At 39.2% G+C, this 14150-nt stretch carries 9 protein-coding genes; all 9 read left to right on the forward strand.

The features are described from left to right. Positions 1–763: 763 nt before the first annotated feature. The 9 genes from H1R81_RS01580 to deoC all read left to right on the forward strand — a co-directional run bounded on the left by H1R81_RS01580 (position 764) and on the right by deoC (position 14034). Positions 764–2299 (forward strand): alginate export family protein, encoded by a 1536-nt coding sequence (locus H1R81_RS01580; RefSeq protein ID WP_181838920.1) that lies wholly within the window; start codon positions 764–766, stop codon positions 2297–2299. A 48-nt stretch (positions 2300–2347) separates the two neighbouring features. Continuing rightward, the gene (locus H1R81_RS01585) at positions 2348–3649 is read left to right on the forward strand and encodes a NarK family nitrate/nitrite MFS transporter (protein WP_181838921.1); all 1302 of its coding nucleotides are present in this window, start codon (positions 2348–2350) and stop codon (positions 3647–3649) included. Between the two features lie 102 nt (positions 3650–3751). Next, on the forward strand, positions 3752–7267 hold the full coding sequence (locus tag H1R81_RS01590) for a nitrate reductase (protein ID WP_181838922.1): 3516 nt from the start codon (positions 3752–3754) through the stop codon (positions 7265–7267). An 89-nt stretch (positions 7268–7356) separates the two neighbouring features. After that, positions 7357–8757, forward strand: coding sequence for a PQQ-dependent sugar dehydrogenase (locus tag H1R81_RS01595; protein ID WP_181838923.1), 1401 nt, complete (start codon positions 7357–7359; stop codon positions 8755–8757). 21 nt (positions 8758–8778) lie between these two features. After that, a complete protein-coding gene (locus H1R81_RS01600) occupies positions 8779–10245 on the forward strand; it encodes a rubredoxin (protein ID WP_181838924.1) in 1467 nt (488 codons plus the stop codon). Positions 10246–10673: 428 nt separating this feature from the next. Next, positions 10674–11951 carry a TlpA disulfide reductase family protein gene (locus H1R81_RS01605; protein WP_181838925.1) on the forward strand — a complete coding sequence of 426 codons (1278 nt, stop codon included), beginning with the start codon at positions 10674–10676 and terminating at the stop codon, positions 11949–11951. A 114-nt stretch (positions 11952–12065) separates the two neighbouring features. Beyond that, positions 12066–12302, forward strand: coding sequence for a DUF4834 domain-containing protein (locus tag H1R81_RS01610; RefSeq protein WP_181838926.1), 237 nt, complete (start codon positions 12066–12068; stop codon positions 12300–12302). Positions 12303–12391: 89 nt separating this feature from the next. Continuing rightward, positions 12392–13294 (forward strand): histone deacetylase, encoded by a 903-nt coding sequence (locus tag H1R81_RS01615; protein ID WP_181838927.1) that lies wholly within the window; start codon positions 12392–12394, stop codon positions 13292–13294. A 77-nt stretch (positions 13295–13371) separates the two neighbouring features. Continuing rightward, the gene (gene deoC, locus H1R81_RS01620) at positions 13372–14034 is read left to right on the forward strand and encodes a deoxyribose-phosphate aldolase (protein WP_181838928.1); all 663 of its coding nucleotides are present in this window, start codon (positions 13372–13374) and stop codon (positions 14032–14034) included. Positions 14035–14150 lie beyond the last annotated feature (116 nt).

Genomic DNA, 14150 nt, shown 5'->3' on the forward strand with positions numbered 1-14150 from the left:
TTCGTAAATCAAACTGCTTCTTTTTAAATTTTGTGGTTGAACGATTATTTAAATATAGAATAAATATATATCGTATAGTGTTGCCTGCAAACAATTATCTACATTATACGTGATTGGTTTAATAGAACAGCTCGACTGCATTTGTCAGGAAAAATACATAGTTATTTTAAGCACCAACTCAAAAATACCGGCCTGATTTCTTTTTCTTCTCTGTATTCGTGGCGAGAATCCTCAGCCTGATACTCACTTATTTCGTCAGTACAAATTGTACTTTTCTTATAAATATTTATGTGATGTAGAAATTGAAAAAATTGAAAAATATGATTTTTTAGTTTAAAATATAAGCTTTTAGAGAAATAAAAATTGTATTTTTCTAAAAACAAGTTTCAGATTTAAAAGAATATTAGTTAAAAATAGTAAAGTTGTCAAAAATATGTGTAAAATGATTTTGAGTATAAAATATTATTTTTTACATTTGACTAAGTAAAGAAAATTATACAATTAATAAGTATTTTTACTTAAATAATATTTGGGCAGTGGGGGCTGCCAAAGTATTATCTTTCACAATCATTTCAAACAATTAACAATTCAAATGAATAGGCAAACGTAGAAAAAAAAGCAACAAAAGCACAAACATCGTCAATTATCGGAGTGGGGGCTTCGATTTTCGGCCAACAAAAAAAGCCGACCTGATATGGGGGTATCAGAATCGGCAACGAATCGCAAAACGTAGGTATTTATTCACAATTCAACATCAAAGCAAATGAAAAAAAATTTATTACGCAAATTTGCTCTTGCACTTTTCTTCATTGTTTTCTTTGGCGGGCTTTCATTTTCGCAATTTTCACTCACAGGTCAGCTAAGAACTCGTACCGAAATCAGAGACGGATTAGGTAATCTGGCTCTATCAGGTGCTAAACCTGCCGCTTTTACCTCGCAACGAACCCGCCTGACTTTCGGCTACAAATGGGAAAGAGTAAATCTGGGTGTATCTGTGCAGGACATCCGGGTGTGGGGGCAGGATGCCTCATCTATCTCAAATAGCGATGGGGCAAGACTATCCGTACATGAAGCCTGGGCAGAGCTTGTATTAGCCAATGCTGCCGACACCAGTTTTAAATTCAGAGCCATACAGAACCTTTCCCTGAAAATCGGTCGTCAGGAATTAATCTATGATGATGTCCGTCTTTTAGGAAATCTGGATTGGCTTCAGCAGGGTCGTCGGTTTGATGCCGCCTTACTTAAAGCCCAACACAAGGGCTGGATATTGGATTTAGGAAGTGGATTCAACCAGAATTCTGATGCTTTCGGAACAAACGGCACTTATTATGTAGGAGGCAATGCTCCATCATCGGCCTTGTCTACCAAAAATGTAAGCCTCGCTATTCCCGCAGGGTTTTTACCAACTACGGGCAAAAATGGTACTCCAGTATTACTTAATGCAGTGAGTACTAACGGGCAGAATCAGCAGTTCAAATCTTTTCAGATGGCTTATCTGGCACGTAAATTCCGGCAAACCAGATTATCAGTTCTGTTCTTCAAAGATGATTTTTCAAAATTTCGTATAGATAGTATCGGTAGTACTGCCAATGGCTATGTCTATGGCCGCAGGTACGATGTAGCAGGCGTAAATTCACGCCTGACTTATGGCGCGATGCTTACAGGAACAAACAGCCTGACCAAACTCCATAAAGTTCAATGGCAGATATTCGGGTATCTGCAATCAGGCAAAGACCGCGATGGATTAGCTATTAAGGGAGCTTATCATTATGGGGGTAATTTCATGATTCAACGCGGAGCACTCAGCTTCGGGCCGGGTTATGAAGTACTTTCGGGCAATGATGGTTTCAGGCTGAAAGCAGGAGAAACACACCGATTTGACCCATTGTATGGTACTCCGCACAAGCATTGGGGATTTATGGATTATTTTTATGTAGGAACGGGCTCGCCCGCAGGCGGTTTGCAGGATGCTTTCTTCAAGTTTAAGCACGTAAACAAACGACTGACCAGTACATTAGACATTCATTATTTTGCCCTGGCCGCAGCAACACCCAACAAAACAACCGATGCTCCGGCAGGTGCTAAAATCAACCCGATGTTGGGTATGGAATATGATTTAGTGCTCAACTACACCCTCAATAAATTTACAACAATTGAGGCAGGTTACGCCCTCATGCAAGGCAGCAACAGTCTTGAGTATGCGAAACAAAGTTCGATGGATAAAACCCGTAAAACGGCGCAATGGGGTTATCTGATGCTCAATATCCGTCCCGAATTTTTTGCTTCTGCCAAAAAATAGGTAAGTGTTCCTTTATCAATCTCTTATTTTCTAAACGAACGAAATATCATGAAATCGACCATAAACAAACCATTAGAAAAACTATCTGTTTTTGATTTTTCAAGCGTACAGATGCGTACGTTTCATATTACCTGGCTTACGTTCTTTATGTGCTTTTTTGGCTGGTTTGGCCTCGCACCTTTGATGCCAACCATCAGAGAAGATTTAGGATTAAGTAAAGCACAGGTTGGTAATACATTAATTGCCGCCGTATCTGCCACCATCATCGCCCGATTAATCATTGGTCGCCTTTGTGATACCTGGGGCCCTCGCAAAACCTACACGGCCCTGTTAATCCTTTGTTCTGTTCCGGTATATCTGGTGGGCTTATCACATAGCTATGAAACCTTTTTATTGTTCCGTTTGGCTATTGGTGTTATTGGTGCATCGTTTGTAATTACTCAATATCACACCTCAGTGATGTTTGCGCCAGGTATTAAAGGGACTGCCAATGCAGTTGCCGGAGGTTGGGGGAATTTGGGTGGCGGTATCACTAATATGTTGATGCCTTTGATTTTTGCAGGCATTGTAGGTTTAGGTTATACCAAAGGAGAAGCGTGGCGTTTGGCGATGATTGTTCCGGGCACTTTATTATTAGTTTGTGCATTTTTATATTACAAATTTACACAAGATACACCTGCCGGAAACTATGAAGACATCCGTCGTGAAGTAGCACAAAAAGAAAAACCAGATACCTGGGAGGTAGTGAAAGACTGGCGCGTATGGGCATTGGCTATTTCGTATGCTATCTGTTTTGGTATGGAGATAACTTTCGACAACGTAGCTGCCCTACACTTTGTAGATAATTTCGGAGTTGACCAGAAGATGGCCGGATTGCTTGCTGGTACTTTTGGATTCATGAATATTTTCGCCCGTGCATTAGGGGGTATCTGGGCTGATAAAATTGGTAAAAAGAATGGCTTGACCGGGAAAGGTCGCTTGTTGGCATGCTTAATTGCCATTGAAGGTATCGGCCTTGTATGCTTTGCCAGCTCAGCTACTTTACCGATTGCTATTGCCTCAATGGTATTATTTGCCCTATTCCTGAAAATGGCTAATGGTGCTACATATGCCCTTACACCTTTCATCAATGCAAAAAATGTAGGTATGGTAGCAGGCATTGTAGGAGCAGGTGGAAACATCGGCGGTATGCTCATGGGCTTCTTATTCAAATCAGAAAACCTGACTTACGCTGATGCTTTCCGTTACATTGGCATTGCAGCTGTAGGCGCAGCATTACTGATTGCCGTTACGAAATTTAGTAAGAAAGAGAAAGTAGAGAAGGCTGTGTTGGTGGAGGATTTGGTGTGAAATACCTCACCCCCTAAATCTCCCTCTTCGCCTTCAGCAGAGGGAGATTTAGAGGGCGAGGAGTTATTACAAAACAATTTAAAAGCAAATCACTCTCAAAAAATGAACACCTCAAAAAAATATAAAACCACATGCTGTTATTGTGGAGTAGGTTGCGGGATTGTGGTAACAGATACCGGCAATGGCAGGATTCACGTTGAGGGTGATAAAGACCACCCTGTCAATAAGGGTATGCTTTGCTCAAAAGGCATGAATCTGCACTATACGGTTAACGATAAGTCAGACCGCCTGCTGCATCCGCAGATGCGTATGAACAGAAGTATGCCCATGCAACAGGTTAGTTGGAACGAGGCTCTGGAACGTACAGCAGCTATTTTCAAGACCTTCATAAACAAATACGGGCCAGATTCTGTAGGGTTTTATGTTTCCGGGCAATGCCTGACAGAGGAATATTATTTATGGAATAAACTGATGAAAGGCTTTATCGGGTCTAATAACATAGATACCAATTCGCGGCTGTGTATGTCATCAGCTGTGGTAGCTTATAAGCTCTCTTTAGGCGAAGATGCCGTTCCGGTTTGTTATGATGATATTGAAGCATCAGATTGTATCCTTATTGAGGGAGCCAACCCTGCATGGTGCCATCCGATATTATGGCGCAGAATAGAAGCACATAAAGCAGCTAACCCTGATTTAAAGATTATTGCCGTCGACCCACGCCGCACGCAAACAGCTACTGCTTCAGACTTACATTTACAGGTTAACCCCGGTACAGATGTAACATTGAATCATGCCATTGCCAGAGTATTGATAGAGAATAATTGGGTAGATGAGGACTTTATTGTAAATCATACAGAGGGTTTTGGTGAGTTTAAGATAAAAGTTTTTGAGCGTACATTAGAAGAATCGGCTTCGATATGCGGTGTTTCGGAAAACGATATACAAAAAGCTGCTCTTTGGATTGCCAAAGCCAAAGGTTTTCTGTCTATGTGGACGATGGGCTTAAACCAATCAGTCATTGGCGTAAACAAAAACCTGTCTTTAATAAATCTGAGCCTGATAACCGGAAAAATCGGCAAGCCCGGCAATGGCCCTTTCTCATTGACAGGCCAACCAAATGCGATGGGTGGAAGGGAGGTAGGAGGCTTAGCCAATATGTTGGCATCGCACCGCGATATTCTGAATCCGGCACATCGAACAGAAATGGAAACATTATGGGGCGGTACTACCATCTCAGATAAAATGGGATTAACCGCCACCGAGATGTTTAAAGGACTGGAAACTGGAAAACTCAAAGCTATCTGGATTGCCTGTACTAACCCAATGGTAAGTTTGCCTGATGCAAAAATGGCTGAAACTGCACTGAAAAACGCAAGATTTGTTGTAGTGCAGGATATTTCAAACCGGGCAGATACCATCCGTTTTGCTGATGTGGTCTTACCTGCTGCTGCCTGGACAGAGAAAGAAGGAACAATGACTAATGCCGAACGTAGAGTATCGTATCTTCATAAAATAACAGAGGCACCCGGGGAGGCAATACCTGATGCTGAAATTATTTGTCGGTTTGCAGAGAAAATGGGTTGGGGAGATAAATTTAACTATAAAAACTCCGGCAGGATTTACGAAGAATATACCCGTACTACCCAAGGGACAAATATTAATGTAACAGGCATAAACTATGACTTGCTGAAACAAAATACGGTTCAATGGCCTTATCCGGCTAAAGGGGAGAAACCAAAAGGGACAGCGCGCCTGTTTGAAGACCATAAGTTTTATACGGCTAACCAAAGAGCTAAAATTCATGCAGTACCTGATGAAAACGAATCGGAGCAAACAAATGAAGATTTTCCATTGATTTTGCTTACTGGCAGAATCAGAGACCAATGGCATACCATGACCAAAACAGGTCGTGTCAATAAACTGAAACAACATATTCCAGTACCATTTTTAGAGATTCACCCGAATGACGCCCGTCGCCGTAGCATTAAGAATGAGGCAGTGGTAGAGATATTAGGTAAGAGAGGAAGCGTGAAAGTAAAGGCCAGATTAACCGATGAAGTAAAAGAAGGCAATTGTTTTTTACCTATGCACTGGGGTAGAATCTTAGGAAATGATTTCGGGAGAGCCAATAACCTGACTAATAATCTGGTTGACCCGAAATCGAAAGAACCTGACTTTAAATACTCGGCAGTAGAGGTAGTTAAATATCAGAAGCCAAAAGAAAAAATTATTGTAATAGGTGCAGGCTCTGCCGGATTAGGCTTTATTTCAACCTATCGTAGCCTGAATCAGACGGATGAAATCGAGGTATTCTCCAAAGAAATTTTTCCGTTTTATAACCGTGTAATGCTACCAGACTACATAAGTGGAGCGCAAACCTGGGAGCAATTGATAAAATTAAGAGAAGACCAGTTTGAAGAAAACAATATCAAAGTTCACAAAGGCATCGGGATTGAGCATATCGACCGCAGAAACAAAGTAGTAGTTGATAGTAACGGAAACGAGCATCACTATCATAAGCTATTTTTGGGTATGGGTAGCAGAGCCTTTATGCCTAAGAATTTTCCCAGGATAGGCGGGGTATTTAATATGCGAAGCCGGCTCGATGCCGATGCCCTGATGCCTTATGTGCAAACCAATAATCAGGCAGTAATTGTGGGTGGGGGATTATTAGGTTTAGAAATGGCCGCTGCATTAAGAGAGATTCAGGTAAATGTAACAGTCATACAAAGAATCGGACGGTTTATGGATAGGCAGTTAGACCCGATCGGTAGCGATATTCTCCATGAAGAAATTATCGCCCGGGGCATTGATGTCTATTATAACGATGAGGTAGAGCAGGTGTATGGAAGCGAAAAAATAACAGGTATCAGGCTCAAATCGGGTGTAAAACTCAATTGTGATGCCTTAATTGTGGCAGCAGGCACTATTCCTAATATTGAACTGGTAAAAGAGGCGGGCTTGACCTGCAACAGGGGCGTAGTAGTGAACGATTATCTGCAAACCTCTGACCCGGACATTTTTGCTTGTGGTGAGATTGCCGAATGGCAGAAACAAATGTGGGGCATTACCGCAGCTGCCGAGCAACAAGCAGCTATAGTAGCAAAATTCCTGGCAGGAGACCAGTCGACTTACTATAATGGTAGCCTGTCAATGAATATTCTCAAAATGCATGGGCTTAATCTTTGCTCATTGGGTATTATAGAAATACCTGCTGGAAGCTCAGATTATGAAGAGATTATCTTTATTGATAAAGCCAAACATTATTACAAAAAATGTATTGTTCATAACGATCGGTTGGTGGGAGCTATTCTGATTGGCGATAAGTCAGAGTTTTTAGAGTTCAAAGATTTGATTATCAATGGCATTGAACTATCAGAAAAACGGCTGGCGTTGTTACGGTCAGGTAAACCCGCCGAGCCTGTCATAGGCAAACTGATTTGCTCTTGCAATAATGTTGGCAAAGGCAATCTTGAAAATGCCATTGCAGGTGGTTGTAAAGATATGCCACAACTATGCCAGAAGACCGGTGCAGGCATGGGCTGTGGCTCTTGCCGACCGGAGGTAAAACTTATTTTAGAAAATATATTAGAGAAAAACATGGCTATGACCGTATAATTAAAAAAGCTTAAAGCTGTGTAGAATGATAATTAAATATCTACTTAATTAGATACTTTTGTTATACGTTACTATTCACTTTTAAGAACATGAAAAAGGTTTTCATAAGCTTAGTCATATTAGTTTTAATTGGCATTTTAATTAAGTTCAGAAAAAATATCCATATCAAAGACTGGATTAATGGAGAAACTAAACCCGTTGCATTAAAGAATGATATAAAAGTGACACATTTTAAAAAACTCAATCATCTGCCGATCAGAATTGTTTATGATTCAGTCAGTAATATATTCTATACCTGCAATATGGATGGATGGGTCTATAAAATTCCAGTAATTGACACGATACCGCAAGATGAAATCCCTTTATTGGCCCCTGAGGAACACCATATTAATTTTTTGCAGGGAATGCTTTTTCATCAGAATACGCTTTTTCTGGTTGGGAATCATAACAACACAGAAAATTCAAACGGCTACGGATTAGTTGAAAAGTGTGAGTTATTACCTGACGGTAGTCATAAATGGTCAACTCTTCTGAGCACCGAAACATATCCATCATCTGGTACACTTTTCGATCATGGATTTTCAGGAATTTGTTTGTCAGTCAATAAAGATTCATTATATATCGCGAGTGGTTCACGAACCGATCATGGAGAAGTAAAAAATTCAGGTGAGTTTAAAGGTTTCAGAGATGTACCCCTAACAGCGAGAATATTCAGAATACCTGTTAATGCTAATACCATTTACTTGCCAAATGATGAAGCTAAACTGGAAGCGAGCGGCTATATTTTTGCCAGTGGTATCAGAAACGAATTTGATATGGCTTTAAATTCAGAGAAAAGACTGTTTGGTGTCGAAAACTCAGGTGATAGAGATGATCCTGATGAGTTAAACTGGCTAAGACAGAATCATCATTATGGCTTTCCGTGGCGTATGGGAGGAAACGAAAACCCGATGCAATACAAACCTTATGATGCCCGGAAAGATAAACTGATTCCTGCTAAGTCCTTTAAAAGAGATATCTTTTTCAATGACCCTGATTATCCGAAACGACCAGAGAATATAACTTTTACCGAACCTATAAAGAATATTGGTCCGGATGCCAATTGGATAAGAAATCCGGACTCAGGTAAAATGTATCAGTCAAAAGAAATAAACACTTTTACAGGGCATCGCTCTCCGGTAGGCTTGGTATTCGATGTAGATAGTACCATGCAAATGCCTTATACAGGATCAGGCTTTACTCTGGCCTATTCTCCGGATGAAGGGAATGGATACTTGCCTGAAGAAGATTCGGCAGGTGATTTATGCCAGTTAATACTGCAATATGAAGAGACCCGACAAAACTATCAAGTCAGTGTAATTCGGTTAGTAAAGGGTTTTCAACGATTAAGCGATGCCGAAAAAGTAAAGAACGATATTTATGTGACCGACCTTTTTGGGAATATCTGGAAAATAACATTCCCCGCAAAAAAATCAAATAGTAAGAAGTAAAACACCTAAAAATAAGATTCTATGCGTGATTATTATCTGATACGAGTAAATTTCAAAGGTGGTATAGTGTCTCCGGCCGAAATGAAAGATATACTGTCAGTGGCTGCTCAGGCGCAGGTAGAAAGTGTACGCTTTGGCCTGCGACACCAGATGTTGCTATATGTGCCGCATAGCTTCGGGAAACCGTTCGGAAAAGCTATGGAGGTTTTATCGGTTGATTTTGAGGTAGATAATAATCAATATCCTAATATTGTGAGCTCCTATGTGGCCGAAGAGGTTTTCCAGAAGGGAAACTGGCTGACTGAGGGTATTTATAAAGACATTTTAGACACATTTGAATATAGACCTCAATTAAAAATTAATATTTCTGATGCCGACCAGAGTTTTAGTCCGTTCTTTTCAGGACATCTCAACTTTATAGCCTCACCAACCCCTAATTTCTGGTATCTATACGTCAGAATACCTAAAAGCAATCAGTTAGTCAGTTTCAAAAGACTTGTTTTTTCAAATGAGATTGCTAAAGTTTCACAGTATCTGGAGGACCATATACTGATTGAGAAGCATACTGAAAATAAAGAAGTAGAAACCTTGCTTGAAAACCTGCCTGTTGCTATTGCAGCCCCTATCGAAACTGAACTTGTTCCCGCTCGTTTTACCTTACCTTATTACGAGGGATTCAACCGGTATGGAAAAAAAACATGGTTAGGTATTTATCGTCGGAACGAAACGTTTTCAGTAGAGTTTCTGATGAAAATCTGCAAGTTGTGTCAGGAAACCAAAATAGGTGAAATTTGCCTTACACCTTTCAAATCGCTGATAATTAAAGGAATACAGGAAGCTGACAGATGGAAATGGAGCAATGTACTATCAGAGTTCAATATTAACGTTCGCCATGCGGCTAATGAGCTGAACTGGCAGATTGAAGACGATTCAGATACCGCTTTGCAACTGAAAGCTGCCCTCGTTAGGAGATTCGATGCCATTGATTTACGCACTTTTGGTTTATGTTTCGGTATCAAAACCCGCCCCAGAACTGAAGTGTATGCTTCTATTATGTTAATGAAAAGACGCTTCAGACTCTTTAACCTCATTCCGTTACATTCAGTCTACGACATATCATATACAGAAGATTTTAATCCGAACGGCCGTACCAAGAAGTACTTCTCACAAGGAATATGGCGTTTTAATTTGGACGAACAATTGAGAAGGTGTGTATTGAAATATAACAATCTGATAGCAGAAAATCAGATAAAAGCGGCCGGGCTGAAAGACGACCATAAAGCTGCTGATTCTGAAAGTATCAATACAAAAATAGTTCATCAATGCCCTTGTTGTTTTACAATTTATGATGAAGACTTTGGTGATTTGCTGAATAGCATACCTATTGGGGTATCTTTTGAAAACCTGTCTGATAATTATACCTGCCCTACTTGTGAGACTGGAAAGAATGAGTTTAAAAAATTGGAGATGGAGATTAATCTGACATAGAAAAGTACACCAGACAATAGTAATTTAATTACTGAATTCCTTCCCTTAAAAGTTTGATTCCATCAAAAAACGCCTGAAACACTTTGAAAATGCAAGCAAAAGCCTGAAATTTATGAATGGATAAAGATGTATCCTCGTTTTCGGGAATCTGTCAGAGCCATGAAAGAACGAACTGATATACGGGTAGGCGGAAACCTGTTAAAAAGAGCAGTTGACTATACTTACCAGCAGATAGTTTCAGAATCTTTCAGAGTTCAAACAATAAAAAGAAAGCGAAAAAAGGTTACCAATATGGTGGGAACCTTTTTTACAAGAAGACTATCTTTCATACATTTTTTCTTTTTTTATCAATCTTTGGCATAGATTTTCGTTAATTTGTTATTGTATTTTGAGTGAAAAAGAATGATAATTTATAATATGCAGGAGTTATGTTAAAGAAGATACTTTTATTGTTATTAATACCTATTCTATCTTCAGCACAAACTATTGGGTTTTCAAAAGGTGATAGTGTTGATATTTTTCTACAGTCAGGTGAAACCGAATTGATTAATCAGTTGAATAAATTACTGCAAGAGACTGAAAGCCAGGTATTTATGGTTGAATTTAAAAAGGAGTTTCCCGAATCGTTTGAAAAAGAAGTCCGTTATAAACAATTATTAATGGCAAACGTGGATGATTGGGAAATAGGGTTGTACGACGAACGAAAAAAACAATTAGAATTTCTGAAAAATTATCCTGCTAAAGACAAACTATCAGCTGATTTTCAGCATTTAGTTGAAAATAATATACGGTGGAATTACTGGCATCTTTTATTAGCTTATTCTATCACACGAAGCAATCTGGATACAAAACTTACACGTGTTGTATCATTGCCAGCAGTTATGGTTGAAGCGCTTGATCCGCAAAACATACAGGACGAAAGCCTGCTGATTTCGGAAAGTTACCGCAATTTTCTTCCTTTCTTTATCACTTATTTCAACTCACAGGAACAGAAATTTGTCAAGTATTCTGATCAGGTGAAGGCCATTTCAGATAAAAATAACTATGCTTTAAAATACCTGAAAGGAAAAGTTTTAGACTACACTGTATCAAAATTACTATTCGATAATTGTGGACGTATCACATCGTCAGCGGCCAAATACTGGATTAGTCAGGTGTCGTCAGACGGCTATCGTAAATTATTAATTAGTCATTGTCAGGAAACTTTAAACAGGAAAGAAGAAGTTGCCAAAAAGAAAGAGGAGAAAACCCAAAGCCAGAAAGAACTGCTGAATACCAGCGATTATCCGGTATTGACTGACCTGAACGGCAAACAATTTAATTTTGCTAAATATAAAGGTAAAGTTATTTATGTCGATTTCTGGGCAAGTTGGTGTGGCCCTTGCCGTCAGGAGTTTCCATTCTCGAAAAAATTGCATGCTTCACTGACAGATAAGCAAAAGAAAAATATTGTGTTCTTGTATATATCTATTGACGAAGATCCTGATAGTTGGAAAAATGCCGTTGAACGCTTGCAGTTAGACAATGGAGAGCACGGCTATTCAGAGGGTGGCTGGGCCTCAGAAGTAGTCAGGAAATACCAAATCAATGGCATTCCTCGTTATATGATAATAGATAAAAACGGAACAATTGTTCAGCCTGATGCCGTTCGCCCGAGTCATCCTACCACATTAGATATTTTATTAAAACTGATTGGGGTTTCTTAAGCGTAAACCAGGGAATTAATTTTCAGTTTTGATTGTATTACATTTGTAAAACAAACTACATTTGTACAACTATTCAGTCTTATTTTAAAATTTCCCGTTTGGGAATGAAAGGTTATGTTTAAATACATTCTTATATTTTTTCTGCTGATAATCTTTGTTCCGGTATTCAGAAACTTCCTGTTTAATTTGTTAGTAGGTAAGCAAATTGCCAAAGAACAAAAACGCTATAACGATATAATGGAAAAAAAGCGTGGAAAAGAGGGAGATGTTAAAGTAAAACAAACGCCACCTTCAGGCAAAAAAGGAGGATACGAAGGTGGGCAATATGTTGATTTTGAAGAAGTGAAATAAACTCTTTCTTCTGACAGTCTTTAAGTTTCTGAAATCTACAATTGAATAAAACAGGTCAGATAGCTGTTTTCTTTTAAGCCATAGCATCTATGCTGAAAATAGCTTACGACTCAATCTATACTCATCCACTACCCGAAGGGCATCGGTTCCCGATGATAAAATATGAGCTGATTCACGAACAGTTGCTATATGAGGGTACTTGTTCAACTGAAAACTTCTTCGCCCCTGCTCCAGTCGACCCAAGATGGGTTTTGGGAGTTCATGATAAACAATATTTTGAAGATTTACTGAATCTACGTATTGATGCCAGAATGGAGCGCCGGATTGGTTTTCCTATTTCTGAAACCCTGGTAAATCGTGAATTAGTGATTACACAAGGCACGATTGATTGTTGCAAATACGCTTTTCAATCAGGTATTTCGATGAACATTGCAGGTGGTACGCATCATGCTTATGCAGATAGGGGAGAAGGATTCTGTTTGTTGAATGATGTGGCCGTAGCTGCTCATTATCTGCTTGGTTGTGAAATGGTCAACCAGATTCTTGTAATTGATTTAGACGTACATCAGGGTAATGGTACGGCTCTTATTTTTGAAAACGAACCAGGAGTATTTACTTTTTCAATGCACGGCAAAGAGAATTATCCATTAAAAAAAGAAAAATCAGATTTGGATATAGAGCTTCCTACCTATTGTGAAGATGAACAATATCTGAACCTACTGTATAAAACACTTCCAGGATTGATTGAAGAAGTAAAACCGCAATTTATTTTCTATATTTCAGGCGTAGATATTCTGGCTTCTGATAAACTGGGTAAGTTAAAGGTTTCAATGGAAGGCTGTAAGCAACGTGATACTTTTGTTTTTCAGCAAGCCATTAAAAATAAAATTCCGGTAGTGGTTTCAATGGGCGGAGGGTATTCTCCAAGAATAGCCGATATTGTAGAAGCCCATTGTAATACCTTTCGTCTGGCCGATAGAATGTTCTTCTAAAAATATTTAAAATAGGATAGTAAGTTGATTCGTACAAAGTACCAAAGATTTATAGTCCGCTAAATCATAATTGAGATATGCAAAACCTTGCGCAATATATAGACCATACTTTATTGAAACCTACAGCTACTGAAATGGATTTTCGTAAACTATGTGAGGAGATATATCAGCACGGTTTTTATGCGGCTAGTGTACCCCCGAATTATGTAAGTTTTGTAAAAGATATCTTAGTTTACAGTCAGGCAAAAGTGTGTTCAGTAGTAGGGTTTCCTTTAGGCTACCAGACCACCAGTACAAAATTGGCAGAGGCACAAAACGCAATAGCTGATGGAGCACATGAGTTAGATATGGTAATGAACATCAATGCTTTTAAATCAATGGCTTATCTGACCGTAAAGCAGGAAATTCAAAAACTATCTGAGCTGGCACATAGTAAAGAAGTCTTGCTAAAAGTAATTATTGAAACCGCCTATTTAGACAATTTTGATCTGAGCATTGCCTGTGAGATTTGTGAAGAAGCAGGAGCAGATTTTGTAAAGACATCTACTGGTTTTGCGCCCAAAGGAGCAGATATAGAGCAGGTAAAGCAAATTCGGAATAACTTACCGACCTCGATAAAAATAAAAGCATCGGGTGGCATTCAGACTTATGAACAAGCGATAGCTTTTATAGAAGCAGGTGCAGAGCGTTTGGGTACTTCATCAGGTGTTGCTATTTTGAAAGGAGATGCAAATAGATAGATATTAAAAAAGGAAACGATTCTGTCTCCTCTAAGCTGACACCTTGCAATAGTTTCTGGCCAGAAGAAGTCAAACTATTCGGTGCCTGAGAATGGTAAAAGACCCAAATAATTCCG

This window comes from Emticicia sp. BO119 (assembly GCF_013912375.1).
Lineage (GTDB): Bacteria > Bacteroidota > Bacteroidia > Cytophagales > Spirosomataceae > Emticicia.